Below are 26,680 nucleotides of genomic sequence, written 5' to 3' on the forward strand. Positions count from 1 at the left end.
CGTCGCCATCTATTTTTGCGACCCGCACAGCCCTTGGCAGCGCGGCAGCAACGAGAACATCAATGGTTTGATCCGCCAGTACCTACCCAAGGGCACAGACTTGTCGAAACACAGCCAGGAAGAACTGGATGCCATAGCCCTGCAATTGAACATGCGCCCACGTAAGCGTTTCGATTTCAAATGCCCCATCGAAATGATGGGCCAAGTGATGCAAGAGGCCATCGCTTGGCGGCATGATGCCCCAACTTCAATTCAATAACCGTGTTGCACTCAGCTCCAGCATCCGCCAAGTATATTTGAACCTTGATGGCTCTCATTGGACGCTGTGTGAATTGTTTGTTTTGCTACAGCCATTTTTGCAATTCCTTTTGTATTCCAATGAGCGTGATCATCTCCGGTACACATTTAGCTTTGTGCCTTCGTTGCCACACCTTCTGCTCTTGGTGATGCTGTGAGGGATACTGATTCAGATAGTAGCTTGGAATCAATTACTTTGTGATTTGGGGGGGGGGGAATTCGACGGAGGGCACGCTGCTAAAAGCTCACACATGCCTCATATTGGAGCAGAGGTGTGAGCTAACGGTTTGGTTTAACTATTTGAATCGAATTTTTGTTACACGTTGAAACGGAAGTGCATCACATCGCCGTCTTTAACGATGTAATCCTTGCCTTCCAGACGCCATTTGCCAGCTTCTTTGGTGCCCGCTTCACCCTTGTACTGAATGAAGTCGTCGTAGGCGATGACTTCGGCGCGGATGAAACCTTTTTCGAAGTCGGTGTGGATCACGCCAGCGGCTTGTGGTGCGGTGGCACCCACGCGGACGGTCCAGGCGCGGACTTCTTCGACACCGGCGGTGAAGTAGGTCTGCAGGTGCAGCATTTCGTAGCCGGCGCGGATTACGCGGTTCAGGCCAGGTTCTTCGAGGCCCAGGGCTTCGAGGAACATGTCTTTCTCTTCGCCGTCATCCAGCTCGGCGATTTCGGCTTCGATCTTGTTGCAGACCGGAACCACCATGGCGCCTTCTTCTTCGGCGATGGCTTTGACGATGTCCAGCAGCGGGTTGTTCTCGAAACCGTCTTCAGCGACGTTGGCGATGTACATGACCGGCTTGGTGGTCAGCAGGTGGAAACCACGAATCACCGCTTTGTCGTCGGCGCCCATGGTTTTCATCAGCGTACGCGCAGGCTTGCCGAGGGTGAAGTGAGCGATCAATTGCTCCAGCAGGCCTTTCTGGGCCACGGCGTCCTTGTCGCCACCCTTGGCGTTTCGGGCGACTTTCTGCAGTTGCTTCTCGCAGCTGTCGAGGTCGGCGAAGATCAGTTCCAGGTCGATGATTTCGATGTCGCGTTTCGGGTCGACGCTGTTGGAGACGTGAATCACGTTCTCGTCTTCGAAGCAGCGGACTACGTGCGCGATGGCATCGGTTTCACGGATGTTGGCGAGGAACTTGTTGCCCAGGCCTTCACCTTTCGAGGCGCCGGCTACCAGGCCTGCGATGTCGACGAATTCCATGGTGGTCGGCAGGATGCGCTTGGGATTGACGATGGCCGCCAGGGCTTCCAGACGCGAATCCGGCATCGGCACGATACCGGTGTTCGGTTCGATGGTGCAGAAGGGGAAGTTCTCGGCCGCGATCCCGGATTTGGTCAGGGCGTTGAACAGGGTGGACTTGCCGACGTTAGGCAGGCCGACGATGCCGCAATTGAATCCCATGGTGTTTTCCCCGAGGAGTAGAGTCAGGCCTTCTGGCTGTGCAGGTTTTTCATCGCGCGGTTCCATTCACCGGCGAGGATATCCGGCAGCACGCCGAGGGCAAAGTCGATGCTGGCATCGAGTTTTTCCTGTTCGGCGCGTGGCGCACGACCCAGGACGAAATTTGAAACCATACTGGCAACGCCCGGGTGGCCAATGCCAAGCCGCAAGCGGTGAAAGGTATTCTGATTGCCCAGTTGCGCGATGATGTCGCGCAACCCGTTGTGACCGCCATGGCCGCCGCCCTGTTTGAGCTTGGCTACACCCGGTGGCAGGTCGAGTTCGTCATGCGCCACCAGGATTTCTTCAGGCGTAATGCGGAAGAAGCCGGCAAGTGCCGCGACGGCTTGGCCGCTGCGGTTCATGTAGGTGGTGGGAATCAGCAGACGAACATCCTGACCCTGATGCGAGTAGCGCCCGGTCAGGCCGAAATATTTGCGATCCGCCACAAGGTTTACGCCTTGTGCGTTCGCGATGCGCTCAACAAAAAGGGCCCCTGCGTTATGCCGGGTCTGTTCGTATTCAGCGCCTGGATTTCCCAGGCCAACGATCAGTTTGATGGCAGTCACGATAGGGGCCCTTCCTTGGAGTGGTGGATAACATCGCCGCGACAGTTGTGTGCGGCGAAAGTGGACGACAAGTGCTCATTTACCATTATGTAAACTCCGCGTTCTCGCCCGCTTTCTCGCTACGCTCTAGTCCGCGATGTTTCCGGTCACTCCGGCGAACAGAGTGAATTACTCTGCTGCGCCTTCTTCGGTAGCTTCTGGAGCAACACGTGGAGCGTGGACGTTGGCAACAGCCTTGTCATCGCCGTGTGCCAGAGCAACAAACTCAACGCCTTTAGGGGCTTTGAGGTCAGACAGGTGAATGATCGAACCGATTTCGGCGTTAGCCAGGTCGACTTCGATGAATTCAGGCAGGTCTTTTGGCAGGCACGAAACTTCGATTTCAGCAACAACGTGCGAAACTTCGCCGCCTTTCTTGATCGGAGCTTCTTCACCAACAAAGTGTACAGGCACGATAGCGGTCAGTTTCTGGCCAGCTACAACGCGTACGAAGTCAGCGTGCATCACGTGGCCTTTAGCCGGGTGACGCTGCAGAGCTTTGATGATTACGTTTTGCTTGGTGCCGCCAACGTTCAGCTCGATGATGTGGCTGTAAGCCGCTTCGTTTTCGAGCAGTTTGGCAACTTCTTTAGCCAGCATGCTGATGGATTCAGGGGCTTTTTCGCCACCGTAAACTACAGCAGGTACCAGGCTTGCGAGACGACGCAGGCGGCGGCTCGCACCTTTCCCCAGGTCGGAACGCACTTCAGCATTCAGAGTAAAATCGTTCATGTTGTATCTCCAAAATAACCACATTCGCCCCAGCGTTTGCGACCAGCGCTAAAGGCGATATGGGCAAAAAAGCCCCGCCCCGACAGGAATGCCGGGGCGGGGCGCTTTTCGTCAACGAGATATTCGAGAAGGGCAGGGCCCTTAACGGAACATCGCGCTGATCGATTCTTCGTTGCTGATGCGGCGAACCGCTTCGGCAACTACCGGCGCGATATCCAGTTGACGGATACGCGAGCAGGCTTGAGCAGCAGCGGACAACGGGATGGTGTTAGTCACCACCAGTTCGTCCAGCATGGAATTTTCGATGTTTTCGATCGCCCGACCGGACAGCACAGGGTGTGTGCAGTAGGCGAAAACCTTGGCAGCGCCATGCTCTTTCAGGGCCTTGGCCGCGTGGCACAGAGTGCCGGCGGTATCGACCATGTCATCGACCAGAATACAGGTACGCCCTTCGACATCACCGATGATATGCATCACTTCAGAGTGATTGGCTTTCTCACGGCGTTTGTCGATGATCCCGAGATCCACGCCCAGGGATTTGGCAACAGCACGTGCACGCACGACGCCGCCAATGTCCGGGGACACGATCATCAGGTTTTCGAAGCGCTGATCTTCAATGTCATCCACCAGTACCGGGGAGCCGTAGATGTTATCTACCGGAATATCGAAGAAACCCTGGATTTGGTCAGCATGCAGATCAACCGTGAGAACACGGTCGATGCCGACTACGGTAAGCATGTCAGCAACGACTTTCGCGCTGATAGCCACACGTGCGGAACGCGGACGGCGATCCTGACGGGCATAACCAAAGTAAGGAATAACAGCAGTGATACGAGTAGCCGAGGAGCGGCGGAAGGCATCAGCCATCACTACCAGTTCCATCAGGTTGTCGTTGGTCGGAGCGCAAGTCGGCTGAATAATGAAAACATCTTTACCGCGGACGTTTTCATTGATCTCGGCAGTAATTTCGCCGTCGGAGAACTTACCGACAGAGATGTCACCGAGAGGGATATGCAGCTGACGTACAACACGCCGAGCCAGATCGGGGTTAGCGTTCCCCGTAAAGACCATCATCTTGGACACGCGCAGTACCTAGAGGCTGAGGGTAACCTGGATGAGTATAGAAAATGGCAGGGGCGGCTGGATTCGAACCAACGCATGGCAGGATCAAAACCTGCTGCCTTACCGCTTGGCGACGCCCCTGTATCTGTTGCAACGAGTACCCAGTACTCGGTTCCTTTTAGAGCAGACTTTGCAGCTTGCGATGCAACATCGAAACGTTGCTTCCCTTTGCTACAAACCCTGTAAGGGTCTCTGTAAGAAGGGCCGAGACTTTATCAGCTTCAGCTTTGCTTGGGAAGCCCCCAAACACACAACTTCCAGTTCCGGTGAGTTTTGCTTCGGTAAATTTACCTAACAAATTCAATACGTTACGTACATCTGGGTAACGCCTTGCTACCACCGGTAAGCAGTCATTTCGACTGTTTCCCTTGGGAACGGGGCGCACTTTAATGGGAGAAGAGTTACGTGTCAACAACGGATCTGAAAAAATTTCTGCTGTACTTACAGAGACTTGCGGCACAAGCACGAGATACCACCGTTCTTCGGGGTCTACGGGGGTCAGTTTCTCCCCCACGCCTTCGGCAAAAGCCGCGTGCCCACGCACGAAAACCGGGACGTCGGCGCCAAGCGTCAGGCCCAGCACGGCCAGTCGATCCTCATCCCAACCCAATTGCCAAAGATGATTGAGGCCGAGCAAAGTCGTGGCGGCATTTGAACTGCCGCCACCGATTCCACCGCCCATGGGCAGAATTTTTTCGATCCAGATGTCGATACCGAGCGAACAACCGGATTGCTCCTGAAGTTTTTTTGCAGCTCGAACGATCAGATTGCTGTCGTGAGGAACACCATCAAATTCGGTGTGCAACCGAATCACGCCGTCATCGCGAACAGCGAACGTGATTTCATCGCCATAATCGAGGAACTGAAAAATAGTCTGCAGTTCGTGGTAGCCGTCTTCACGGCGACCGAGGATGTGCAGCATCAGATTGAGTTTGGCCGGGGAGGGCAGCGTCAAGCGCGGAGTGGTCATGTTCACCGCCCCAATTTGCGTGGTTGCCATTCCTTGATCACCAGCGTGATATCAAGGTCGGTGCCGTGCAGTTTGATCCGCTCGGGCAACCAATAACCGTTTTGCTCGGCGTAACTCAGGTATTCGACCTGCCAGCCATCCTGTTCGAGATTGGCCAGGCGGCTATCGGCATCCAGGGTCAGGCGACTTTTGCTGTCCGGTGCCGGGAGCCCGCGAACCCACCAGGCCAGGTTGGAAACGGGTAACTTCCAGCCGAGCTGTTCTTCGACCAGCGCCTCTGGTGTCGTTGCGTCATAACGGCCCTGATTGGCCACTTCCAGCGAGACTTTGCCAGGGTGACCCGTCAAGCGAGCTGCGCCGCGACCCAGGGGGCCGGAAAGCCGGATGTCGTAGTAATCCTGTCGCTGCAACCAGAACAGCGTGCCGCTGCCTGAATCTTTTGGCGCGCGAATGCCGATCTTGCCGTTGATCTGCCAGCCGTCGAGGCTGGTCAGTTGCTGTTTGTACTCGCGCCATTGGGCCGGGTTGCCTTGACCCTGGACCGATTCGCGGGCACCGAAGCCCGCGCAACCGGCGAGCAGGGCGATGAAGCTGAAAACAATGAGGTGGCGCAAAAACATAATCTTAAAGAGTCTCTGATCCGGTCAGGCGCTTGATGGTGCTGCGCAGGATGGGGCTGTCGGGCTGCTCCTTGAGGAACTTGCTCCAGATTTGTTTGGCTTCCCGTTGTTTGCCATTGGCCCACAGGACTTCACCCAGGTGCGCGGCGACTTCCTGATCGGGGAAGCGCTCCAGCGCCTTGCGCAGCAAGCGTTCGGCTTCGTCGAGATTGCCCATGCGGAAGTTCACCCAGCCGAGGCTGTCGAGTACCGCCGGGTCTTCCGGATTGATCTGGTGCGCCTGATCGATCAAGGCCTTGGCTTCGGCGTAGCGCGTCGTGCGGTCGGACAGGGTGTAGCCGAGGGCGTTCAGCGCCATCGCGTTGTCCGGGTCGCGCTTGATGATCATGCGCAAGTCTTTTTCCATCTGCGCCAGGTCATTGCGTTTTTCCGCCTGCATGGCGCGGGTGTACAGCAAATTCAGATCGTCCGGGTATTGCTGCAAGGCTTGCTTCAATACATTCCAGGCCTTGTCGGGCTGTTTATTGGCGGACAAGGTTTCAGCTTCGATCAAATACAACTGAATCGCGTAATCGGGCTGCTCGTCGCGCTCCGCCGCCAGACGGCTTTGGGCTTCGGCGGTCTTGCCGTTGTTCATCAGGATATCGGCCTGACGCAATTGCGCCGGCAGGTAATCGTTGCCCGGCCCGACCTGGGCGTACTCGATCAGCGCGCCTTGAGGGTCATTGCGCTCTTCAGCGATACGACCGAGGTTCAAGTGCGCCGAATCGACGTGGCTTTCCCGGGCGATCAGGTCTTCCAGATAGCCCTTGGCCTCATTCCAGGCCTTGGCTTCCAGGCAGACCAGCGCCAGGGAGTAACGCAGTTCGTCGTCATCCGGGTACTGCTGAACCAGGCTCGAGAACTCGGCTTTGGCATCGTCCATGCGGTCCTGTTCAACCAGCATGCGCGCGTAAGTCAGGCGCAGGCGTTTGTCGTCCGGGTATTTCTTGATGCTTTTTTGCAGCAGCGGCAAGGCTTCATCGCCACGACTGAGGGTTTGCAGCAGGCGCGCGCGCAGCAGAATCGGTGCTATTTCGCCTTCGTCCGGCGGATTGTCTTCCAGCAGGCCCAACGCACCCTTGGCGTCACCGTCCTGTTGCAGCAGTAAGGCTTTGCCGAAAATCAGCTGGCCGTTGTTCGGATGGCGCTGCAACAAGCGGTCAAAACCTTTCATCAAGCCGTTGCGCGTGTCCTGGTCGGTATCGGCCGCAGACAGGGCGAGGAAGTCGAAATGCGTGTCGCCCTTGCCTTGCAGGACTTTCTCCATATAGACCATGGAGTCGTCATAACGCCCGGCACGAGCCAGTTGCACGGCAGCGGCCCGTTGCGCCTCTAGGTCGTCCGGGGCGTTTTTTGCCCAGATCAAAGCAGTGTCCAGGGCAGCCTGATCGGCGCCCAGGTACTCGGCAATGCGGAATGCCCGTTCGGAGATGCCCGGATCCTGAGTGTTGATGGCCTGGGTCACGTAGTTGTCCAGGGCAATGTCGAAACGATTGCGCTGGCCAGCCAGTTCGGCGCTCAACAGACTGAAGATGGTTTCTTCACTGAATGAGCTGTAAACCTTGGGCTTTTCAGGGGCCGGAGTGCTGTCTTCGACCGGCGGCGTACCGTCCGACGAAACGGGTGCCAAGGCCTGGCAGCCGCTGAGGAAGACAAAAGCGAGGAGCAACGCGGAAGATCTATTCATATAGGAAGAGGACGACTAACCTGCGGTCGGATCATCATGACACAAGCCTTCGGCCAAACATAACCGAGTCTCAATTGGCGCCTTTATAGAGGCAGGTCATTGGGACAATCGTAGGAGCTGCCGCAGGCTGCGATCTTTTGATCTTGCATGTGCGGCACCTTTGAAACCTGAAAAGATCGCAGCCTTCGGCAGCTCCTACAGGAGCGATAGATATCGAATAGTTGTTCTGGCTCTGTCGAAGTAGGACAATTGCCGGCTTCACGTCACTATCAGCGACCTTGAATGGCCTTCCTTGCACTCGGTATTAACCACAAGACTGCTTCAGTAGACGTCCGCGAGCGCGTGGCCTTTACCCCTGAGCAGCTGGTGGAGGCCTTGCAGCAGCTCTGCCGACTCACCGACAGCCGCGAAGCTGCGATCCTCTCCACCTGCAATCGCAGTGAACTCTATATAGAACAGGATCACCTTTCGGCTGACGTTATTTTGCGCTGGCTGGCTGATTATCACCATTTGAGCCTCGAAGAGCTGCGCGCGAGCGCTTATGTGCACGAAGATGATGCGGCAGTTCGTCACATGATGCGGGTGGCCTCCGGGCTTGATTCGCTGGTGTTGGGCGAACCGCAGATTCTCGGTCAGATGAAATCGGCCTACGCCGTGGCCCGCGAGGCCGGCACCATCGGTCCGTTGCTCGGGCGGCTGTTCCAGGCCACGTTCAATGCGGCCAAACAGGTGCGCACCGACACCGCCATCGGCGAGAACCCGGTGTCCGTGGCGTTTGCCGCGGTCAGTCTGGCGAAACAGATTTTCAGCGACCTGCAACGTAGCCAGGCCTTGCTGATCGGCGCCGGCGAGACCATCACCCTGGTCGCCCGCCATCTGCACGAACTGGGTGTAAAGCGCATCGTCGTCGCCAACCGCACCCTGGAGCGCGCGAGCATTCTGGCCGAGCAGTTCGGCGCCCACGCGGTGTTGCTTTCGGAAATCCCGGCGGAACTGGTGCGCAGCGACATCGTCATCAGCTCCACCGCCAGCCAGTTGCCGATCCTGGGCAAGGGCGCGGTGGAAAGCGCCTTGAAACTGCGCAAGCACAAGCCGATCTTCATGGTAGACATCGCCGTCCCCCGGGATATCGAGCCGGAAGTCGGCGAACTGGACGACGTTTACCTTTATAGCGTCGACGATCTCCACGAAGTGGTCGCCGAGAACCTCAAGAGTCGCCAGGGCGCAGCCCAGGCGGCAGAGGAGATGGTCTCGGTCGGTGCCGAAGATTTCATGGTCCGCCTGCGTGAGCTGGCGGCGGTGGATGTGCTCAAGGCCTATCGCCAACAAAGCGAGCGCATGCGCGACGAAGAATTGCAGAAGGCCCAGCGCATGCTGGCCAATGGCATCAGCGCCGAAGACGTGCTGGTGCAACTGGCGCGGGGGCTGACCAACAAACTCTTGCACGCACCGAGCGTGCAATTGAAAAAGCTCTCTGCCGAAGGCCGCCTCGATGCGCTGGCCATGGCCCAGGAACTCTTTGCCCTGAATGAGGGCTCATCGGATAGCTTTTCGGATAAGAAACCGCAATGAAAGCGTCACTGCTCAATAAGCTGGACATCCTCCAGGACCGTTTCGAGGAATTGACTGCCTTGCTTGGCGACGGCGAAGTCATTTCCGATCAGAACAAATTCCGCACCTATTCCAAGGAATACGCGGAAGTCGAACCGATTGTCGAAACCTATAAACAGTTGCTCAAGGTACAAGGCGATCTCGAGGGCGCTCAGGCGCTGCTCAAGGACAGCGACCCGGACATGCGCGAAATGGCCGTGGAAGAAGTTCGCGAAGCCAAAGAGCAATTGATCGAAATCGAAGCCAGTCTGCAACGCATGCTGCTGCCCAAGGATCCGAACGATGGGCGCAACGTGTTCCTCGAAATCCGCGCCGGCACCGGCGGTGACGAGGCGGCGATTTTCTCTGGCGACCTGTTCCGCATGTATTCGCGTTACGCCGAGCGTCGTGGCTGGCGGGTGGAAATCCTCTCGGAGAACATCGGTGAACACGGCGGCTTTAAAGAAGTCATCGCCCGCGTCGAAGGCGACAACGTCTACGGCAAGCTGAAATTCGAATCCGGTGCCCACCGCGTACAACGGGTTCCGGCTACCGAATCCCAGGGTCGCATCCACACTTCGGCCTGCACCGTAGCCGTGTTGCCCGAGCCGGACGAGCAGGAAGCGATCGAGATCAACCCCTCGGATTTGCGCATCGATACCTACAAATCCTCCGGTGCCGGTGGTCAGCACGTCAACAAGACGGACTCGGCGATCCGCATCACGCACTTGCCGTCCGGTATCGTCGTCGAGTGCCAGGAAGAACGTTCCCAGCACAAGAACCGCGCCCGGGCGATGTCCTGGCTGTCGGCCAAGCTCAACGATCAGCAGACCAGCGCCGCCGCGAACGCTATCGCTAGCGAGCGTAAATTGCTGGTCGGTTCGGGCGATCGCTCGGAGCGGATCCGCACGTATAACTTTGCCCAGGGGCGGGTCACCGACCACCGGGTCAACCTGACGCTGTATTCCCTCGACGAAATCCTCGCGGGTGGCGTCGATGCGGTGATCGAGCCGTTGCTGGCCGAATACCAGGCCGACCAATTGGCAGCGATAGGTGAGTAAATGACGATCATTGCCAGTTTGTTACGCGCCGCCGACCTGCCGGATTCGCCCACCGCGCGCCTGGATGCCGAATTGTTGCTGGCCGCTGCGTTGGGCAAGTCTCGCAGTTTTCTACACACCTGGCCCGAGCGCATCGTTCCGAGCGAAGCGGCGCTTAAATTTGCCGAGTATTTGCAGCGCCGCCGTGGCGGTGAGCCAGTGGCGTACATCCTCGGTCAGCAAGGTTTCTGGAAGCTTGATCTGGAAGTCGCGCCGCACACGCTGATCCCGCGCCCGGACACCGAATTGCTGGTGGAAGCCGCACTGGAATTGTTGCCCGCGACACCTGCCAAGGTCCTCGATCTCGGCACCGGCAGCGGCGCCATTGCGTTGGCCCTGGCCAGCGAGCGTCCAGCCTGGAAGGTTACCGCCGTGGATCGCGTGCTCGAAGCCGTGGCCCTGGCCGAGCGCAATCGCCAGCGACTTCACCTGAACAACGCCACCGTGCTGAGCAGTCATTGGTTCAGCGCCCTGGAAGGTCAGCGCTTTCAGCTGATCATCAGCAATCCACCTTACATCGCCTCCGCCGACCCGCATCTGGTGGAAGGCGATGTGCGTTTTGAGCCAGCCAGTGCCTTGGTGGCCGGCATCGATGGGCTCGACGATTTGCGTCTGATCGTCGCCCAGTCGCCGGATTATCTGGAGGCGGGCGGTTGGCTGATGCTTGAACACGGTTACGATCAAGCCACTGCAGTACGCGATTTGCTGCTGACCCGCGGCTTTGAAGAAGTCCACAGCCGCACCGATCTGGGCGGTCACGAACGTATCAGCCTGGGGCGCCTGCCGTGCTGAATGATCAGGAATTGTTGCGCTACAGTCGGCAGATTCTGTTGCAACACGTCGACATCGACGGCCAGTTGCGACTGAAAGAAAGCCGCGTGTTGATCGTCGGTCTCGGCGGCCTCGGCTCGCCGGTTGCGCTGTATCTGGCAGCCGCCGGCGTCGGTGAGTTGCATCTGGCGGATTTCGACACGGTCGACCTGACCAACCTGCAACGCCAGATCGTTCACGACACTGACAGCGTCGGCCTGAGCAAGGTCGATTCGGCTATTCGCCGACTGACTGCAATCAATCCCGAGATTCAGTTGATCGCCCATCGCACTGCGCTGGACGAAGATTCCCTGGTCGCCGCCGTGACTGCGGTGGATCTGGTGCTGGACTGTTCCGACAATTTCTCCACCCGCGAAGCGGTCAATGCTGCGTGTGTCGCCGCCTGCAAACCGCTGGTCAGTGGCGCTGCGATTCGGCTGGAAGGGCAGTTGTCGGTGTTTGACCCGCGCCGTCCGGAAAGCCCGTGCTACCACTGTTTATATGGTCACGGCAGCGAAGCCGAACTGACCTGCAGCGAAGCCGGTGTCGTGGGGCCTTTGGTTGGCCTGGTGGGCAGCCTTCAGGCGCTGGAAGCCATGAAATTGCTGGTGGGTTTCGGCGAGCCGCTGGTGGGGCGCCTGTTGTTGATCGATGCCTTGGGCTCGCGCTTTCGCGAATTGCGGGTCAAGCGTGATCCGGGCTGCAGCGTCTGTGGTTCGAAGCATGCGTGAAGCGCCGATTGGCGTGTTCGACTCCGGTGTCGGTGGGCTTTCGGTGCTGGCCGAGATCCAGCGTTTGCTGCCCAACGAATCACTGTTGTATGTCGCCGATTGCGGGAATATTCCCTACGGCGAGAAAACCCCGGAATTCATCCGTCATCGCTGCAGCGTGATGGCCGGTTTTTTTCAGCAGCAGGGCGCCAAGGCCTTGGTGCTGGCCTGCAATACGGCGACTGTCGCTGGCGTTGCCGACTTGCGGCGCGATTATCCCGAGTGGCCCATCGTCGGCATGGAGCCGGCGGTCAAACCGGCCGCTGCCGCCACCCGCAGCGGTGTGGTCGGTGTGCTCGCCACCACCGGCACGTTGCAGAGTGCCAAGTTCGCCGCGTTGCTCGACCGATTCGCCACCGATGTGCGAGTCATCACTCAGCCGTGCCCCGGCCTGGTGGAGCTGATCGAAAACGGCGATCTGCACAGCCCAGCCCTGCGCCAGTTGCTGGCCAGGTATGTCGAACCGCTGCTCGGCGCCGGGTGCGACACGATAATTCTCGGCTGCACGCATTACCCCTTCCTAAAGCCGTTGCTAAAGCAGATGATCCCCGATGACATCAGCCTGATTGACACCGGCGCCGCTGTAGCGCGGCAACTTCAGCGTCTGTTGGCTGAGCGTGATTTGTTCGCCCAAGGGCCTGCACGTGCTGCGCAGTTCTGGACGAGTGCCGATCCGCAGCATTTCAGAAATATCTTGCCGATACTGTGGAATACCGCTGGCGTTGTGCAAAGCTTCAAGGAGTAAACAAATCTTGGGGCAAGTGAGTCATTGGGGTGCGTCAAGCAACAAAAAAACCACACGAAATCGTTCGGAAAAGGATGTTTCTAATGAAGCGACTATTCTGCTTGGCCGCGATTGCGGCCGCACTGATGGGGCACAGTTTTACCGCACAGGCGGCAGGCGTGGAGTTCGCGGTCGGCGAGACCAGCGACTCGACCCTGACCTATAGACTGGGCATGCAATTCGATTGGGACAAGAGCTGGTTGCAGAGTGATGTCGGTCGCTTGACCGGTTACTGGAGCGGTGCCTACACCTATTGGGAAGGCGACAAGACCTCCAGCAACCACAGCCTGTCGTTCTCGCCAGTGTTTGTTTACGAGTTTGCCGGTCAGAACGTCAAGCCGTACCTGGAGGCCGGGATTGGCGTGGCGTTGTTCTCTCATAGCGAACTTGAAAGCAACAACCTCGGTGGTGCTTTTCAGTTCGAAGACCGATTCGGCTTTGGTGTGCGCTTTGCGGGCGGACATGAAGTCGGGATTCGTGCGACGCACTACTCCAATGCCGGTCTTAACAGTTACAACGACGGCGTAGAAAGCTACTCGCTGCACTACACGATGCCGTTGTAAGCCTCGGTGCTCTAAATGTGGGAGCGAGCCTGCTCGCGAAAGCGGTGTACCAAGCAACATCAATGTTGAATGTTAAACCTCTTTCGCGAGCAGGCTCGCTCCCACATTGGATTTTCGGTGACTTCGACTTCACCGATACGCCGTGGTAATCCCTTGGCGCTCATCGATGCATTCTGGTGCGCCCATCTCGAACTCCCGGCAGATCAGCGGGCGTTTTTCGTAGATGGTGCACATCATCGTGTTGCGATCCAGCGCGGCGCACCAGCCGTCATCCAGGCGCAGCATGACTTCCCCACCCCAGTCATCAGTATCGATAAAACGTTCGGGCACGCCTGTGTCGGTGATCAGCATGACTTCGAGCTGACAGCAGCAAGCTGCGCAGGTCGAGCAAGTGACCACCGGTTCGACGATTTGCGTGTGGGGAATGGTTTTCATGGCTCGCAGTGTAAGGCAGTGGGCCGGGGCTGTGTGAAAGGCCTGACGGACGCTCAGCTGTGGGTGTCGGACGCTAGCCGCTGAGACATGAAATGCAGCGTGGGAAACAGCAGCGCCCACAGTAATCCGATGCCGATCAGTGTCGGCGATTGCCCGAAGGGAAATTGCACCCCGGCCAATTGTCCTCCCGCGTAATACGACAGCGGCCCACCGACGGCGCCCAGTAGGCTGCCGAGCCACCAGGGATTGGCGGTCCATTGCAGGCAATGGCGCAAAGTGGTTGCCAGCAACGCCCACAACAGCATCAGCCACGGCGGAATCAGCGGCGCGACATCGTTGAAGTCGAACACCCCAAGCCAGCGCAACGAACTGTCGACCGTCGTTCCCAGCAGCACCACGCTGAGGATCAGTCGGCCTTCATCGGCCCCGCGACTTATCCACAACAGATGAATCACCAGCACCGCCAACGCCACCAGCAACCACAGACCACTGCCTCCGATCACGCAGGCAAACCAGCCGATCTGAAATAGCGCGGCATTTGCCAATCGTTCATGCATCGAATCGGCCGAGCAGCGGCGCCGGCATTGCGGCGGGTTTGGCCAGTAGCAATTGCGCCGTGCCGATGGTGCGTTCCAGGAAACCACCTTCGCAGTAGCACAGATAAAATTCCCACAGCCGCAGGAAATAGTCGTCGTAGCCCATTTCGCTCAAGCGACCGTGGGCGCGGCGAAAATTCTCATGCCACAGGCGCAAGGTTTGGGCGTAGTGCAGGCCGAAATCCTCCATGTGCAGCAGGTTCATGTCGGTGTCACGGCTGACAATCTCCAGCATTTTCTGCACGCAGGGCAGGGCGCCGCCGGGGAAGATGTAACGCTGGATGAAATCGACATTGCTCTTGGCTTGTTCGTAGCGCTGCTCGCGGATGGTGATCGCTTGCAACAGCATCAAACCGTTGCTCTTGAGCAGATGCGCGCATTGCTTGAAGTAGGTCGGCAGGAAGCGATGACCAACCGCCTCGATCATCTCGATCGACACCAGTTTGTCGTACTGCCCGCTCAGGTCGCGATAATCGGACAGCAGCAGTGTGACCTGGTCCTGCAAACCCAGGGCTTCGATCCGTTGCGCGGTGTAGGCGTACTGCTTTTTCGACAGCGTGGTGGTGGTGACTTTGCAGCCGTAATTCTGGGCGGCGTAAAGCGCCATGCTGCCCCAGCCAGTGCCGATTTCCAGCAGGTGATCGCTGGGTTGCAGCGCGAGTTTCTGGCAGATACGTTCGAGCTTGTTCAGTTGCGCCTGTTCCAGGGTGTCTTCAGGGGTGAGGAACTGCGCGGCGGAATACATCATGGTCGGGTCGAGAAACTGCTCGAACAAGTCATTGCCGAGGTCGTAATGTGCAGCGATGTTTTTCTGCGAGCCCTTGCGCGTGTTGCGATTGAGCCAGTGCAGGCTCTGCACGAACGGGCGGCTCAGTTTTGCCAGTCCACCTTCCAGCGCATCCAGCACGTCAAGGTTGCTGACGAAGACACGCACCACTGCCGTCAAATCCGGCGAACTCCAGTAGCCGTGGATAAATGCTTCGCCCGCGCCAATCGAGCCGTTACTCGCCACCAGTCCCCAGACCGCGGCGTCGAGGATATGGATTTCGCCCACGGGATGGCTGCCGGCGGTACCGAAGACGTGCCGTTCGCCGTCTTCGAAGACCACCAGTTGCCCGTGTTTGAGCTGCGCCATCTGCCGCAACACACCACGGCGCAGCAACGATCCGGTCAGGCTGTTGGTACTTAACAGGCTGGTTTTGGCCGAGACACTAGAGGATTTCATGGCGGCGATCCTTGGGGGGAACAATGGTGGTCTGAAATCTGCCATCGGCAGCAGGATGAGCAAATATCGGTGTGCGTTTCAGTAACAAGCGCACGGCCTGCCAATAAATCGCCAGACAGGTTTTCGCGGTCATCCACGGAAAGCGCCGCAAGTAACGGTGCAGGCTGCCGCGGGTGAGGGCTTCGCGGTGCAGGTTGAGCGTGGCGTCGAACAGTTTCAGTTCGCCTTGCCAGTCCGCCATGTGCACGCCGAGTTTTTGCGCGGCGGGGCTGAAGCTCATGCGGTATTCAATATCGCGCGGTAGAAACGGCGACACATGAAACGCCTTGGCCACGGCGAAATGCTGGTGGAAGTCCTGCACGTTCGTCGGTGCCTTGGCCGGCAACACGTAGTGGTAACGCTCGCGCCACGGCGTATTGGTGACTTCGCAGAGAATCGCCGCCAGTTGGCCGTCGGCCTCATGGCAGTAGAAAAAACTCACCGGGTTGAACGACAGGCCCCAACTGCGGGCCTGGGTCAGGAGGCAGATCGAGCCGTGTGGCACATGGCCGATTACCTCGGCGACTTGCTGGCGTACCGCGTCGATCAAACGCATGCCACTGCCAGTGAAGGCTTTCAAGTAATCGGTTTCGCGAAACGAAAACGGCGCGAAACGGCTGGTGCCCGACAGCGGCGACAAGCCAAGCACCGCGTCCTGTTCATCGAGGTCCAGGTACAGCAGACCGATCCGGTAACGGAATTCATGGCGCCGCGGGGCAAACCGCCGATGGGCGATCCAGCCGCTATAAAGGGCGCTGTTCACAACACTTCTCCCAGCGAGCGAGCAACCCGCAGCGCACTGACCACACCGTCTTCATGGAAACCACTGGCCCAATAAGCGCCGCAAAACCAGGTGTGCTGCGCGCCGTCCAATTCATCCCAACGCGCTTGCGCGGCGACGGCAGCCAGGCTGTATTGCGGATGGGCGTAGGTGAATTTGGCCAGCACTTTGTTCGGGGTGATGCCGGCGCTCTGATTGAGGCTGATGCAAAACGTGGTGTCGCTCTGGATGCCTTGCAGAATGTTCATGTCGTAAGTGACGGCGGCCAGCGTGTGACCGGGACCACCGAGGCGATAATTCCAGCTTGCCCAGGCAAGTTTTCGCACCGGCAGCAAGCGCGTGTCGGTGTGCAACACCACTTCGTTGTCGGCGTAGGGCAGGGCACCGAGGATCGACTGTTCGGCGCTGCTCGGTTTGGCCAGCAGTTTGAGGGCCTGATCGCTGTGGCAGGCGAACACCACTTTGTCGAAACGCTCGCTGCCGGCGGCACTGTGGATAACGACGCCGTCTTCATCGCGTTCAACGCGGGTCACCGGGCAATTGAGGCGGATCTTGCCTTTAAAAGACGCGGTCAGAGGTGCGACATAAGCGCTTGAGCCACCCTCGATCACACTCCATTGCGGACGATTGCTGACGGACAGCAAGCCGTGATTCTTGAAAAACCGGATGAAGAACTGCAACGGGAAACCGAGCATGTCGGCCATGGACATGGACCAGATCGCCGCGCCCATCGGCACGATGTAATGCAGGATAAAGCGCTCGCCGTAGCCGCCGGCCTTCAGGTATTGATCGAGGGTGGTGTCGGCGGCGATCCGTTGTTCTTCGAGGTCGCGCTGGGCTTCTTTGTTGAAGCGCAGGATGTCCCGCAACATGCCCCAGAACCCTGGCGACATCAGGTTGCGACGTTGGGCGAACAAGCTGTTGAGGTTGTTGCCGTTGTACTCAAGGCCCGAGTCCGGGTCGGTGACCGAGAAACTCATCTCGGTGGGTTTGAAGCCCACGCCGAGCTGGCCCAGCAGGCGAATGAAATTCGGGTAGGTCCAGTCGTTGAACACAATAAAACCAGTGTCCACTGCATAGCGTTGGCCATCGACAGTCACGTCCACCGTGTGGGTGTGACCGCCGACCCAGTCGCTGGCCTCGAACAGAGTGATCTCGTGCCTGCGATTGAGCAGGTAGGCGCTGGTCAGCCCCGAGATCCCGCTGCCGATGATGGCGATGTTCAAGGGACATCCTTGATCGGCGGACTGCTGCGCACCATGCGCTTGCCGATGGCCAGTTTCACGCCGTTGGGCATTTTTGACAGCGGCCAGAGCGCGGCCATGAACAGTCCGGGAAACGCGATCTCCAGTGGGCGTTTTTTGAGTTTGGCGAAGATGTGCTGCGCAGCTTTATCCACAGGCCAACTGAGCGGCATCGGGAAATCGTTCTTCGCCGTCAACGGTGTTTCGACAAACCCCGGGCTGACCACGGTGACTTCAATGCCTTCCGGCGCCAGATCAATGCGCAACGATTCGAACAAGTAGCGCAGCCCGGCCTTTGACGCGCCATAAGCTTCGGCGCGGGGTAGCGGCAAATACGTCACCGAACTGGCGACGCCCACCAAGTGCGGCGCGGTACCCTTGCGCAGCAGCGGTAAGGCCACCTCGATGCAGTACGCGCTGGCGAGCAAATTGGTGCGCACCACATGCTCGACAATCGACGAATCGAATTGCTGAACGTCGACGTATTCGCAGGTGCCTGCGTTGAGAATCACCGTGTCCAGGGATCCCCAGTCTTCGGCAATTTGCGCGCCGATTTCGCGGACTGTCTGGCTGTTGGTCAAGTCACCGGGCACCACCAGCACTTGCCCCGGATAACGCAGGGACAAGACCTTCAGCACTGCCGCCGAGCGTGAACTGACGGCGACGTGGGCGCCGGTTTTCAGTATTTCTTCGGCCAGCGAGGCGCCAATGCCGCTGCTGGCGCCGGTTAACCAGTATCGCCGTGGTGGTGTAAAACTCATCCCATTCTCCTTTTCAGCCAGGCAATCGCCCGACCCAATACGGGTACATGTTCGTAAAGCAGCGCCCCGGCATCGAAGTAATCCCGATGGCGATAAACCTTATCGCGCCAAAGCAGGTGCGAGCAGCCATCGACCCGAATCAACTGACCGCCCGCCAGACGCGGATGGCGATAACTCATGACCCAGCGCAAATAGCCCTCGCCTTCGCTGATCTGGTCTAAGCCATGAAAGTCGAAGTGCAGATCGCTGACGTTGGCGTAGAGCTCGGCGAAGTAGCTGCGCATTTGCACCAGGCCCTGAACTTCGTGCAGAGGATCGGTGAAGTGCACGTCGTGGGTGTAGAGCTGATCTAGGCGTAGCAGGTTGTCCTTGTCCAAGGCTGCAAACTGTTGGGCAAAACGGCGCAGGAAATCACTCATCGTGTCCTCCGGCCTGCTGTCTTGATGGCAGGTTCTTGAACGCGGCCAGCGCCCGTTGGCGCGAGGTGCTTAGGTTGACGATTGGCGACGGATAATCTGCCACGCCGAACAACCCACCAAGGTTGGCCGGGTTGTGCACGTCCTTTTTGTTCAGCCCGGCCAGTTCCGGCAGCCAGTGCTTGATGAACACGCCTTCGCTGTCGAATTTTTCCGACTGGCTCAACGGATTGAAAATCCGGAAGTAGGGCGCCGAGTCGGTGCCAGTAGACGAGCTCCACTGCCAGCCACCGTTGTTCGCCGCGAGGTCGCCGTCGATCAGGTGCCGCATGAAAAAGCGCTCGCCTTCACGCCAGTCAATCAGCAGGTTTTTGGTCAGGAACATCGCCACGACCATGCGTAGTCGGTTGTGCATCCAACCGGTTTCGAGCAATTGGCGCATGGCCGCGTCGATGATCGGCAGGCCGGTGCGGGCTTCTTGCCACGCCAGCAGTTCTTCCGGGGCGTCGCGCCAGGCCAGGGCTTCGGTTTCCGGGCGGAAAGCACGGTGACGCGAGACCCGTGGGTAGCCCACCAGAATGTGTTTGTAGAACTCGCGCCACAGCAGTTCGTTGATCCAGGTCACCGCGCCGACCTTGCCGCTTTCGAACTCCCCTTGATTGCTTTGCAGGGCAGCGTGCAGGCATTGGCGAGGGGAAATCACCCCGGCGGCAAGATAAGCCGAGAGCTGACTGGTACCCGGTTTGGCCGGGAAGTCTCGCTCGTTTTTGTAATAGTCAATCTGGGCGTCGGCGAAGGTGTCGAGACGGCGCCGGGCTTCGGCTTCACCGGCAGGCCAGAGTGTGCGCAGGCTGAGGATCGGCGTTTTGAAACCTTCAACGCTTGATGGGATTTTGTCGCTGCCGATAGCAAGTGGCACCTGAACCGCGGGTGCGACGACCAGCCCTGGTAACGACGCGCGCAGACGGTCGTAGCAGGCTTTGCGGAACTGGCTGAAGACTTGAAAGTAAGTGCCGGTCTTGGTTAGCACGCTGCCCGGTTTGAACAGCAGTTGATCGAGGTAGCTATAGAAGTCGATGCCATGGGCCTTGAGCGATTCGCCCACGGCGTCATCACGACGGCTTTCATGAATGCCGTATTCCTCGTTGACGTGCACCGCGTCGATCTTCAATTGCTGACACAGTTCAAGCAGCACCTTCGGCGCTTCATCCCAGCGTGATGACGTGCGGATCAGCAAAGGAATATTCAGTTCGCCCAGCGTACGGCTCAACTCGCCAAGATTGCGCAACCAGAAATCCACTTTGCACGGCGCATCGTCATGCTCCAGCCATTGGTCCGGGCTCAGCAGGTACACCGCTACCGTCGGACCGCGAGCAGCGGCCGCCGAAAGGGCGGTGTTGTCATGTAGGCGCAAGTCGCTGCGCAACCAGATCAATTGCATGGTGGTGTCCGTACGTTTCATTAAATTAGTCCACGCTGAACCAGGTCCTGATGGACGATTAACGGGTCTTCGGCCAAGAACAAATCAGCGATCTCAGTAGTTTTTACGGACAACTCGGCGTGGTGGATGCATACCGTTGGTCCGGCAATCATTTTTGGGCAACTGACACCATTCAAAAGTTTCGGCAACTGCGAAAGGTTCATGGCTTTGCTGGAATACAGCAGTACGCCGCGGGCTTGCAGATGATCGACCGCCAGCGCGAGTTCGCCGGCGGGGAGTGGCCAGTCGAACACTTCCACCGGGCAATCGGCGCTGCTGATCAACCAGGCGGTCAGCCATAGGTGAGGTTCCAGTGGCAGGTCCGAGTGATTGATCAACAACAGTGGCGCGGTGCGTAACTGACGGTTGTTATGGTAGATGCGTGCTCCAAATTTGCTGCGTAACCAGGAGTAAAAAAACACCCGCTCCATCTGCGCGCCGAACTGTCCTTGCCAGCGTTGTTCCAGTTCAGCCAGCAGCGGCATCAGCAGTTGTGCGCACAAGGTCCGTGGTGGATACAGCGCCATGGCCTGATTGACGGTGTCGTCAAGAGTGCGCTCGTTCAGTTGAGTGACCGCCTGCAGCAGCGTATGGCGCAGCACTTGCCAATCGTTTTCGACGGATTCGGTAAAGGCCTGGGGGGTGTCGAGTAGTTGCTTGACCTGGCTGACGGCCACGCCGCGGTTGAGCCAGGTGAGGATCGTCAGGATGCGTTGAACGTGTTCGGCAGAAAACAGCCGATGCCCCTTGGGCGTGCGTTGCGGCACGATCAGGCCATAACGCCGTTCCCAGGCCCGCAGGGTGACGGCGTTGACGCCGGTCTGCCGCGCGACCTCACGGATCGGCAGCCAGCCTTCGTCGAGGGCTTTCTTGAAGTCGGCGCCGAGGTCTTCGCTGGCGCTGGTGTCGAGTGGGCTTTTCATTGGATTGTCATTAGATCGCGTTTCGCAGACTGAGATTTTCCGGATGCGGTTGCAGGTAAACCTGTTGCGCAATGTACGGATCCGGATGTTGGCGAAAGTAGTGTTTGAGCAGCGTCAACGGCACCACTAACGGCACGATGCCGTGGCGGTATTGCCCGATGACGTGCTGCACTTCCTGTTTGTCTTCAGGGCTGATTGCCTGTTTGAGATAGCCACTGATGTGTTGCAGGACGTTGGTGTGGCTGCGGCGTGTGGCGCATTTTTTCAAGGCCGTCATCAGCTCGCTGAAATAGCGTGGACCGAGTTCGTTCGGGTCGGTCTGGCCCATGTTGCCCAGCAGGGTGCCCAGGGTTTTGTATTGCACCGGGTTGTGGGCCATCAGCAGGTATTTGTAGCGCGAGTGAAAGTCCGTGAGGCCACGGCGAGTCAGGCCTTCACGCAACAACTGCTGCCAGGCGCTGTAGGCGAACACGCGGGTGAGGAAGTTTTCTCGCAGCACCGGGTCGTTGAGCCGGCCGTCTTCTTCCACCGGTAAATCCGGATGCAGCGCGCAGAACGTCTTGGCGTAGATGCCACGGCCACCTCCGTCCACCGGCGCGCCGTTGGCGTGGTAGACCTTGACCCGATCCAGGCCGCATGACGGGGATTTCTGCATGAAGATATAGCCGCAGAGGTCGACCAGTTCTGCGGCCATTTTCTGACCGTATTCGGCCAGTGGCCGGGTGACATTGAGTGTTGTGTTAACGGTGCCGACGGCTTCGGGATGTTGTGGATCACCCACCAGACGGATCGGTTCACGGGGAATGCCGAGGCCAATGGCGACTTCGGGGCAAACCGGGACAAAATCGAAATAGTCAGTGAGGGTGCGACTGCACAGCCGCGATTCCTTGTGCCCGCCGTTAAAACGCACTTCTGCGCCCATCAGGCAGGCGCTGATGGCGATCTTCGGTTTCACGGTGATGTGGGGCATCGGAGCACCTCGAATCTAAACCTGTACAGACTGTTCGGTCTGTACAACATAACTTCATCATAGATTCAAAGGTGTACAAGTCAAACTATTTGTATAGGTTTTACCGTCGGCCTCCTACCGGATTGATGCGGTTCACTGCAGATGCGCATGCAAGCGGCGGGCGGCTTCCTGGCCGCTGAGCCAGGCGCCTTCGACACGACCGGACAAGCACCAGTCGCCACACACATAGAGGCCCAGATCGGCATCGGCCAGTGCTCCCCATTCATGGCTGCTGGCGGGCCGGGCGTAAAGCCAGCGGTGGGCGAGGCTGAAGGTCGGGGCGGGCATGGCGTCGTGCAGCAGCTCGGCAAATGCGCCGTGCAATTGCTCGATCACGGCTTCTTTGGGCAGGTCGATATGTTGCCGGCTCCAGGCACTGGTCGCATGCAGCACCCACGTGTCGAGGGTGTTGTCGCGTCCGGGCTTGCTGCGGTTGCGGGCCAGCCAATCGAGCGGGCTGTCCTGTACGAAGCAGCCTTCCATGGGCGTATCCAGCGGAGTCTCGAACGCCAGCGCGACAGCCCAGGTCGGGTCCATTTTCACCCCGGCGGCGGCGCCGGCGAGTTTCGGCGCGGAGGCCAGCAGTGCAGTCGCCTGAGGCGCCGGCGTGGCAATAATCACATGACTGAACGGGCCGTGGGTGAAGCCTTCGGCGTCCTGCAGATGCCAGTGTTCTTCGCCGCGATAGACCTCGGTAATACGGCAGGCGAAATGCACTTCCAGGTCGCCGAGCAGGCCACGGGTGATGGCGCTCATGCGCGGCGTGCCGACCCAGCGCGTCTGTTCGTCCGGCGACAGGTTGAGCTGGCCACCGTGATAGGTGTAGAGCTGCGGCATCCATTCGGCGACCCAGCCGTTGCCTTGCCAGCGCTGGACTTCAGTGACGAAGCGGCGATCGCGGGCAGTGAAATATTGCGCGCCCATGTCCAGAGCCCCCGCATCGCTGCGCTTGCTTGACATGCGTCCGCCACTACCGCGGCTTTTATCGAAAAGTTGAACGACATGCCCGACCTCTGTCAGGGCCTGGGCGGCGGAGAGCCCGGCGATGCCGGTGCCGATGATTGCGATAGGTACAGTCATAGGGGCCTCGTTTACCTTTCTGTACAGACTACGCCGTGGTTGAAACCTGTACAATATTGTTTTTTGGTATAACTTTTAGCGTTCTCGTTCTGACAGCTTGGCCTATTGTTAATCACAGAGCCTGCCCGATAACAAAGATCCCTGCTTATAAAAATAGACTAGTGATCAGGGTTAAACGCCACGCGAGGAAGTAGTCATGCACATATTGCTGACCGGCGGTACTGGTTTGATAGGACGTCAGCTCTGCGGACTCTGGTTGAGTCAGGGGCATCGCCTGACGGTCTGGAGTCGCAAGCCTGAAAAAGTTGCGAAAATCTGCGGTGCCCAAGTGCGCGGAGTGGCCCGCCTCGAGGACATCGGCCAGGAGCCGGTGGATGCGATTATCAATCTGGCAGGCGCACCGATTGCCGATCGGCCTTGGACAACCAGACGCAAAGCGCTGTTGTGGAGTAGCCGCATCACCCTGACCGAAACCCTGCTGGCCTGGCTCGAAACCTGTGAACAAAAACCGCAGGTGTTGATTTCGGGGTCTGCGGTCGGTTGGTACGGTGACGGGGGCGAGCGGGAATTGACCGAGAAATCGCCACCGGTCATCGATGATTTTGCCAGCCAGTTGTGCATCGCCTGGGAAGAAACCGCCCAGCGTGCCGAAGGCTTGGGCCTTCGCGTGATCTTCATTCGTACCGGGCTGGTGTTGTCGGCCGAGGGCGGCTTTTTGTCGCGGCTGTTGCTACCGTTCAAAGTGGGGCTGGGCGGGCCTATCGGCAATGGCCGGCAGTGGATGCCGTGGATCCATATCAACGATCAAATCGCCCTGATTGATTTTCTTCTGCATCAGGAAGACACCAGTGGTCCTTATAATGCCTGCGCGCCCAAACCGGTGCGCAACCGCGAGTTTGCCAAGACATTGGGTAGCGTGCTGCACCGCCCGACGTTCATGCCCATGCCGGCCTTGGCGTTAAAGGTGTGTCTGGGCGAGTTGTCATTGTTATTGCTGGGCGGCCAGAAGGCCGTACCGGCTCGCTTGCTGGACGCGGGTTTCACTTTCCAGTTCACTGATTTGCGCGCGGCTCTGGACGACCTTTCCAGCCGCCTTTGAAATAGGACGTTGCATGACCGATCACGCATTGCTTCTGGTCAATCTGGGCTCACCAGCCTCCACCTCGGTGGCGGATGTGCGCAGTTACCTCAATCAATTTCTGATGGACCCGTATGTGATCGACCTGCCATGGCCGGTGCGACGTTTGCTGGTGTCGCTGATCCTGTTCAAGCGCCCGGAGCAGTCTGCCCACGCCTACGCCTCGATCTGGTGGGAAGAGGGCTCGCCGTTGGTGGTGCTCAGCCGTCGCCTGCAACGGGCCATGACTGCCCAGTGGACCCACGGTCCGGTGGAACTGGCGATGCGTTACGGTGAGCCGTCGATGGAGTCGGTGCTGGTGCGCATGGCAGGGCAGGGGGTCAAACGTATTACGTTGGCGCCTCTGTACCCGCAGTTCGCTGACAGCACCGTGACCACGGTGATCGAAGAAGCCAAACGGGTCGTGCGGGAGAAGAATCTTGACCTGCAGTTTTCGATTCTCCAGCCGTTTTACGATCAGCCGGAATACCTCGATGCGCTGGTGGCCAGCGCCAAGCCGCATCTGGCGCAGGAGCACGATCACCTGTTGCTAAGCTTTCACGGATTGCCAGAGCGGCACCTGACCAAGATCGACCCTACCGGTCACCATTGCTTCAAAAGCGATAATTGCTGCCTGAACGCTTCGCCAGAAGTATTGGTGACCTGCTACCGCGCCCAATGCCTGCGCACGGCGTCCGAGTTTGCCAAGCGGCTGGGGCTGCCGGACGGCAAGTGGTCGGTGTCGTTCCAGTCGCGTCTGGGTCGAGCGAAATGGATCGAACCCTACACCGAAGCGCGCCTCGATGAGTTGGCTGGAATGGGCGTGAAGAAGGTACTGGTGATGTGCCCGGCGTTCGTTGCCGATTGCATCGAGACCCTGGAAGAGATCGGTGATCGCGGGCGGGAGCAGTTCCGCGAGGCGGGGGGAGAGGAGTTGGTGCTGGTGCCGTGTCTTAACGACGATCCGCAGTGGGCGCGGGCGTTGAGCACCTTGTGTGAAAGAGCCCCGTTGGCCCTTTAAAAGCATCGTCGGATCGCCGCCCGGAGCCAGCTCGCTCTCACATTTGATCTTTGTGCTCACTGAAGATCCAGTGTGGGAGCGAGCTTGCTCGCGATGGCTATCTCACTGCAATAAAGACCTTAAGTCTTCAAAGCAACTGATCATTCGCCTTCTTGTGCTTCCAGCTGTCATTACCCGGCAGCAACAGGTTCAGCGCAATCGCCGTCACGGCGCACAGCGCGATGCCTTTGAGGCCGAAGTCGTCCGGCCCTGTGCCGGTGCCGACCAGTACGCCGCCAATCCCGAACACCAGGGTCACCGAGACAATCACCAGATTGCGCGCTTCGCCCAGGTCGATCTTGTGGCGAATCAACGTGTTCATGCCCACCGCCGCGATCGAACCGAACAACAGGCACAGAATCCCGCCCATCACCGGCACCGGAATGCTTTGCAGCAGCGCGCCGAACTTGCCGACGAACGCCAGGCTGATGGCAAAAATCGCCGCCCAGGTCATGATCTTCGGGTTGTAGTTCTTGGTCAGCATCACCGCGCCGGTCACTTCGGCGTAGGTGGTGTTGGGTGGACCGCCGAACAAACCAGCCGCGGTGGTGGCAATGCCATCGCCGAGCAGGGTGCGGTGCAGGCCGGGCTTCTTCAGGTAATCGCGACCGGTCACGCTACCGACGGCGATCACGCCGCCGATGTGCTCGATGGCCGGGGCCAGCGCTACCGGAACGATGAACAGAATCGCCTGCCAGTTGAATTCCGGCGCGGTGAAGTGCGGGATGGCAAACCACGGTGCGGCGGCAATTTTCGCGGTATCAACGACGCCAAAATAGAACGCCATCGCAAAACCCACCAGCACGCCGGAGATAATGGGCACCAGGCGGAAAATGCCTTTACCGAACACCGCGACGATCAGGGTGGTCAGCAGCGCTGGCATCGAGATCAACATTGCCGTTTGGTAATGAATCAGCTCAGTGCCGTCGCCAGCCTTGCCCATCGCCATGTTGGCGGCGATCGGCGCCATGGCCAAGCCGATGGAGATGATCACCGGGCCAATCACCACCGGTGGCAGCAGACGGTCAATGAAACCGGTGCCTTTGATCTTCACGGCAAGGCCGAGGAAGGTGTAGACGAACCCCGCCGCCATCACGCCGCCCATGGTCGCCGCGAGGCCGAACTGGCCCTTGGCGAGAATGATCGGGGTGATGAAGGCAAAACTCGACGCCAGGAACACCGGCACCTGACGCCCGGTGACGATCTGGAACAGAATCGTCCCCAGGCCTGCGGTGAACAGCGCCACGTTCGGGTCGAGGCCGGTAATCAGCGGCATCAACACCAGGGCGCCGAAGGCCACGAACAGCATCTGCGCACCCGACAGCACCGTGCGCCAGAGCGGATCGTTGAACTCTTGCTGCAT

Annotated in this window: 28 protein-coding genes and 1 tRNA gene; 9 read left to right on the plus strand and 20 right to left on the minus strand. The window is 58.8% G+C overall.

Annotation, left to right across the window (positions count from 1 at the left end; translation table 11 throughout):
* Positions 1 to 259 (plus strand): IS30 family transposase (locus tag CUN63_RS17970; protein ID WP_129445114.1); only part of this gene is annotated, 259 nt, incomplete at its 5' end.
* A 354-nt stretch (positions 260 to 613) separates the two neighbouring features.
* Here the strand turns inward: CUN63_RS17970 and ychF are convergent.
* The 8 genes from ychF to CUN63_RS18010 form a co-directional block, all read right to left on the minus strand.
* The gene (gene ychF, locus CUN63_RS17975) at positions 614 to 1,714 is read right to left on the minus strand and encodes a redox-regulated ATPase YchF (protein ID WP_129441261.1); all 1,101 of its coding nucleotides are present in this window, start codon (positions 1,712 to 1,714) and stop codon (positions 614 to 616) included.
* Positions 1,715 to 1,737: 23 nt separating this feature from the next.
* Positions 1,738 to 2,322 (minus strand): aminoacyl-tRNA hydrolase, encoded by a 585-nt coding sequence (gene pth / locus CUN63_RS17980; RefSeq protein ID WP_008153430.1) that lies wholly within the window; start codon positions 2,320 to 2,322, stop codon positions 1,738 to 1,740.
* A 168-nt stretch (positions 2,323 to 2,490) separates the two neighbouring features.
* Positions 2,491 to 3,093: a 50S ribosomal protein L25/general stress protein Ctc gene (locus tag CUN63_RS17985; RefSeq protein WP_129445115.1), complete on the minus strand. Its 603-nt coding sequence runs from the start codon at positions 3,091 to 3,093 to the stop codon at positions 2,491 to 2,493.
* A gap of 141 nt (positions 3,094 to 3,234) precedes the next feature.
* Positions 3,235 to 4,176: a ribose-phosphate pyrophosphokinase gene (locus CUN63_RS17990; protein ID WP_003208392.1), complete on the minus strand. Its 942-nt coding sequence runs from the start codon at positions 4,174 to 4,176 to the stop codon at positions 3,235 to 3,237.
* Positions 4,177 to 4,221: 45 nt separating this feature from the next.
* Positions 4,222 to 4,296 (minus strand) — tRNA-Gln (locus tag CUN63_RS17995).
* A 37-nt stretch (positions 4,297 to 4,333) separates the two neighbouring features.
* Positions 4,334 to 5,185, minus strand: a complete 852-nt coding sequence (gene ispE / locus CUN63_RS18000) for a 4-(cytidine 5'-diphospho)-2-C-methyl-D-erythritol kinase (protein WP_129445116.1) — start codon at positions 5,183 to 5,185, stop codon at positions 4,334 to 4,336.
* A gap of 2 nt (positions 5,186 to 5,187) precedes the next feature.
* A complete protein-coding gene (gene lolB, locus CUN63_RS18005; protein WP_129441263.1) occupies positions 5,188 to 5,805 on the minus strand; it encodes a lipoprotein insertase outer membrane protein LolB in 618 nt (205 codons plus the stop codon).
* Positions 5,806 to 5,809: 4 nt separating this feature from the next.
* Entirely contained in the window at positions 5,810 to 7,534 is a 1,725-nt protein-coding gene (locus CUN63_RS18010) for a tetratricopeptide repeat protein (RefSeq protein WP_129441265.1), read from the minus strand.
* A 282-nt stretch (positions 7,535 to 7,816) separates the two neighbouring features.
* Between CUN63_RS18010 and hemA the strand changes: the two genes are divergently transcribed.
* The 6 genes from hemA to CUN63_RS18040 all read left to right on the plus strand — a co-directional run bounded on the left by hemA (position 7,817) and on the right by CUN63_RS18040 (position 13,151).
* A complete protein-coding gene (hemA, locus tag CUN63_RS18015; RefSeq protein WP_129441267.1) occupies positions 7,817 to 9,106 on the plus strand; it encodes a glutamyl-tRNA reductase in 1,290 nt (429 codons plus the stop codon).
* Positions 9,103 to 10,185: a peptide chain release factor 1 gene (gene prfA, locus CUN63_RS18020; RefSeq protein WP_129441269.1), complete on the plus strand. Its 1,083-nt coding sequence runs from the start codon at positions 9,103 to 9,105 to the stop codon at positions 10,183 to 10,185. The genes hemA and prfA overlap by 4 nt, the downstream gene beginning before the upstream one ends.
* Entirely contained in the window at positions 10,186 to 11,016 is an 831-nt protein-coding gene (prmC, locus tag CUN63_RS18025; protein WP_129441271.1) for a peptide chain release factor N(5)-glutamine methyltransferase, read from the plus strand.
* The gene (locus CUN63_RS18030; protein ID WP_129441273.1) at positions 11,010 to 11,765 is read left to right on the plus strand and encodes a molybdopterin-synthase adenylyltransferase MoeB; all 756 of its coding nucleotides are present in this window, start codon (positions 11,010 to 11,012) and stop codon (positions 11,763 to 11,765) included. Before prmC ends, CUN63_RS18030 begins: the two co-directional genes overlap by 7 nt.
* Entirely contained in the window at positions 11,758 to 12,549 is a 792-nt protein-coding gene (gene murI / locus CUN63_RS18035; RefSeq protein WP_129441275.1) for a glutamate racemase, read from the plus strand. Before CUN63_RS18030 ends, murI begins: the two co-directional genes overlap by 8 nt.
* An 83-nt stretch (positions 12,550 to 12,632) precedes the next feature.
* A complete protein-coding gene (locus tag CUN63_RS18040; protein ID WP_129441277.1) occupies positions 12,633 to 13,151 on the plus strand; it encodes an acyloxyacyl hydrolase in 519 nt (172 codons plus the stop codon).
* A gap of 129 nt (positions 13,152 to 13,280) precedes the next feature.
* On the opposite strand, the gene CUN63_RS18045 is transcribed toward CUN63_RS18040, so the two are convergent.
* The 11 genes from CUN63_RS18045 to CUN63_RS18095 form a co-directional block, all read right to left on the minus strand.
* Positions 13,281 to 13,586 carry a YkgJ family cysteine cluster protein gene (locus CUN63_RS18045; protein WP_129441279.1) on the minus strand — a complete coding sequence of 102 codons (306 nt, stop codon included), beginning with the start codon at positions 13,584 to 13,586 and terminating at the stop codon, positions 13,281 to 13,283.
* A gap of 53 nt (positions 13,587 to 13,639) precedes the next feature.
* Positions 13,640 to 14,143: a DUF2878 domain-containing protein gene (locus tag CUN63_RS18050; protein ID WP_129441280.1), complete on the minus strand. Its 504-nt coding sequence runs from the start codon at positions 14,141 to 14,143 to the stop codon at positions 13,640 to 13,642.
* Complete coding sequence (locus tag CUN63_RS18055; protein WP_129441282.1) at positions 14,136 to 15,407, minus strand: cyclopropane-fatty-acyl-phospholipid synthase family protein; 1,272 nt, start codon at positions 15,405 to 15,407, stop codon at positions 14,136 to 14,138. Before CUN63_RS18055 ends, CUN63_RS18050 begins: the two co-directional genes overlap by 8 nt.
* Entirely contained in the window at positions 15,394 to 16,209 is an 816-nt protein-coding gene (locus CUN63_RS18060; protein ID WP_046053441.1) for a DUF1365 domain-containing protein, read from the minus strand. Before CUN63_RS18060 ends, CUN63_RS18055 begins: the two co-directional genes overlap by 14 nt.
* On the minus strand, positions 16,206 to 17,453 hold the full coding sequence (locus CUN63_RS18065) for an NAD(P)/FAD-dependent oxidoreductase (protein WP_129441284.1): 1,248 nt from the start codon (positions 17,451 to 17,453) through the stop codon (positions 16,206 to 16,208). The genes CUN63_RS18060 and CUN63_RS18065 overlap by 4 nt, the downstream gene beginning before the upstream one ends.
* Positions 17,450 to 18,232 (minus strand): SDR family oxidoreductase, encoded by a 783-nt coding sequence (locus CUN63_RS18070; RefSeq protein ID WP_129441286.1) that lies wholly within the window; start codon positions 18,230 to 18,232, stop codon positions 17,450 to 17,452. Before CUN63_RS18070 ends, CUN63_RS18065 begins: the two co-directional genes overlap by 4 nt.
* The gene (locus tag CUN63_RS18075; RefSeq protein ID WP_129441288.1) at positions 18,229 to 18,651 is read right to left on the minus strand and encodes a nuclear transport factor 2 family protein; all 423 of its coding nucleotides are present in this window, start codon (positions 18,649 to 18,651) and stop codon (positions 18,229 to 18,231) included. Before CUN63_RS18075 ends, CUN63_RS18070 begins: the two co-directional genes overlap by 4 nt.
* Positions 18,644 to 20,089 carry a deoxyribodipyrimidine photo-lyase gene (phrB, locus tag CUN63_RS18080; protein ID WP_129445117.1) on the minus strand — a complete coding sequence of 482 codons (1,446 nt, stop codon included), beginning with the start codon at positions 20,087 to 20,089 and terminating at the stop codon, positions 18,644 to 18,646. Before phrB ends, CUN63_RS18075 begins: the two co-directional genes overlap by 8 nt.
* Before the next feature lie 20 nt (positions 20,090 to 20,109).
* Entirely contained in the window at positions 20,110 to 21,051 is a 942-nt protein-coding gene (locus CUN63_RS18085) for a MerR family transcriptional regulator (protein ID WP_129441290.1), read from the minus strand.
* Between the two features lie 10 nt (positions 21,052 to 21,061).
* Positions 21,062 to 22,021: a DUF523 and DUF1722 domain-containing protein gene (locus CUN63_RS18090; RefSeq protein WP_129441292.1), complete on the minus strand. Its 960-nt coding sequence runs from the start codon at positions 22,019 to 22,021 to the stop codon at positions 21,062 to 21,064.
* Positions 22,022 to 22,153: 132 nt separating this feature from the next.
* Positions 22,154 to 23,140, minus strand: a complete 987-nt coding sequence (locus CUN63_RS18095) for an NAD(P)/FAD-dependent oxidoreductase (RefSeq protein ID WP_129441294.1) — start codon at positions 23,138 to 23,140, stop codon at positions 22,154 to 22,156.
* A gap of 196 nt (positions 23,141 to 23,336) precedes the next feature.
* Here CUN63_RS18095 and CUN63_RS18100 point away from each other — a divergent pair, with 196 nt between their 5' ends.
* Together CUN63_RS18100 and hemH are read left to right on the plus strand one after the other, a co-directional pair.
* Entirely contained in the window at positions 23,337 to 24,239 is a 903-nt protein-coding gene (locus tag CUN63_RS18100; protein ID WP_129441296.1) for a TIGR01777 family oxidoreductase, read from the plus strand.
* 13 nt (positions 24,240 to 24,252) lie between these two features.
* Positions 24,253 to 25,278 (plus strand): ferrochelatase, encoded by a 1,026-nt coding sequence (hemH, locus tag CUN63_RS18105; RefSeq protein ID WP_129441298.1) that lies wholly within the window; start codon positions 24,253 to 24,255, stop codon positions 25,276 to 25,278.
* Positions 25,279 to 25,405: 127 nt separating this feature from the next.
* On the opposite strand, the gene CUN63_RS18110 is transcribed toward hemH, so the two are convergent.
* Complete coding sequence (locus tag CUN63_RS18110) at positions 25,406 to 26,680, minus strand: uracil-xanthine permease family protein (protein ID WP_129441300.1); 1,275 nt, start codon at positions 26,678 to 26,680, stop codon at positions 25,406 to 25,408.

The organism is Pseudomonas sp. ACM7 (genome assembly GCF_004136015.1).
Lineage (GTDB): Bacteria > Pseudomonadota > Gammaproteobacteria > Pseudomonadales > Pseudomonadaceae > Aquipseudomonas > Aquipseudomonas frigoris.

Coding starts and splice junctions, on each gene's coding strand:
- ychF (WP_129441261.1), bottom strand. CDS start 1,714: ATGGGATTCAATTGCGGCATCGTCGGCCTGCCTAACGTCGGCAAGTCC.
- CUN63_RS17985 (WP_129445115.1), bottom strand. CDS start 3,093: ATGAACGATTTTACTCTGAATGCTGAAGTGCGTTCCGACCTGGGGAAA.
- ispE (WP_129445116.1), bottom strand. CDS start 5,185: ATGACCACTCCGCGCTTGACGCTGCCCTCCCCGGCCAAACTCAATCTG.
- lolB (WP_129441263.1), bottom strand. CDS start 5,805: ATGTTTTTGCGCCACCTCATTGTTTTCAGCTTCATCGCCCTGCTCGCC.
- CUN63_RS18010 (WP_129441265.1), bottom strand. CDS start 7,534: ATGAATAGATCTTCCGCGTTGCTCCTCGCTTTTGTCTTCCTCAGCGGC.
- hemA (WP_129441267.1), top strand. CDS start 7,817: ATGGCCTTCCTTGCACTCGGTATTAACCACAAGACTGCTTCAGTAGAC.
- prfA (WP_129441269.1), top strand. CDS start 9,103: ATGAAAGCGTCACTGCTCAATAAGCTGGACATCCTCCAGGACCGTTTC.
- prmC (WP_129441271.1), top strand. CDS start 10,186: ATGACGATCATTGCCAGTTTGTTACGCGCCGCCGACCTGCCGGATTCG.
- murI (WP_129441275.1), top strand. CDS start 11,758: ATGCGTGAAGCGCCGATTGGCGTGTTCGACTCCGGTGTCGGTGGGCTT.
- CUN63_RS18040 (WP_129441277.1), top strand. CDS start 12,633: ATGAAGCGACTATTCTGCTTGGCCGCGATTGCGGCCGCACTGATGGGG.
- CUN63_RS18045 (WP_129441279.1), bottom strand. CDS start 13,586: ATGAAAACCATTCCCCACACGCAAATCGTCGAACCGGTGGTCACTTGC.
- CUN63_RS18050 (WP_129441280.1), bottom strand. CDS start 14,143: ATGCATGAACGATTGGCAAATGCCGCGCTATTTCAGATCGGCTGGTTT.
- CUN63_RS18055 (WP_129441282.1), bottom strand. CDS start 15,407: ATGAAATCCTCTAGTGTCTCGGCCAAAACCAGCCTGTTAAGTACCAAC.
- CUN63_RS18070 (WP_129441286.1), bottom strand. CDS start 18,232: ATGAGTTTTACACCACCACGGCGATACTGGTTAACCGGCGCCAGCAGC.
- CUN63_RS18075 (WP_129441288.1), bottom strand. CDS start 18,651: ATGAGTGATTTCCTGCGCCGTTTTGCCCAACAGTTTGCAGCCTTGGAC.
- phrB (WP_129445117.1), bottom strand. CDS start 20,089: ATGCAATTGATCTGGTTGCGCAGCGACTTGCGCCTACATGACAACACC.
- CUN63_RS18085 (WP_129441290.1), bottom strand. CDS start 21,051: ATGAAAAGCCCACTCGACACCAGCGCCAGCGAAGACCTCGGCGCCGAC.
- CUN63_RS18090 (WP_129441292.1), bottom strand. CDS start 22,021: ATGCCCCACATCACCGTGAAACCGAAGATCGCCATCAGCGCCTGCCTG.
- CUN63_RS18095 (WP_129441294.1), bottom strand. CDS start 23,140: ATGACTGTACCTATCGCAATCATCGGCACCGGCATCGCCGGGCTCTCC.
- CUN63_RS18100 (WP_129441296.1), top strand. CDS start 23,337: ATGCACATATTGCTGACCGGCGGTACTGGTTTGATAGGACGTCAGCTC.
- hemH (WP_129441298.1), top strand. CDS start 24,253: ATGACCGATCACGCATTGCTTCTGGTCAATCTGGGCTCACCAGCCTCC.
- CUN63_RS18110 (WP_129441300.1), bottom strand. CDS start 26,680: ATGCAGCAAGAGTTCAACGATCCGCTCTGGCGCACGGTGCTGTCGGGT.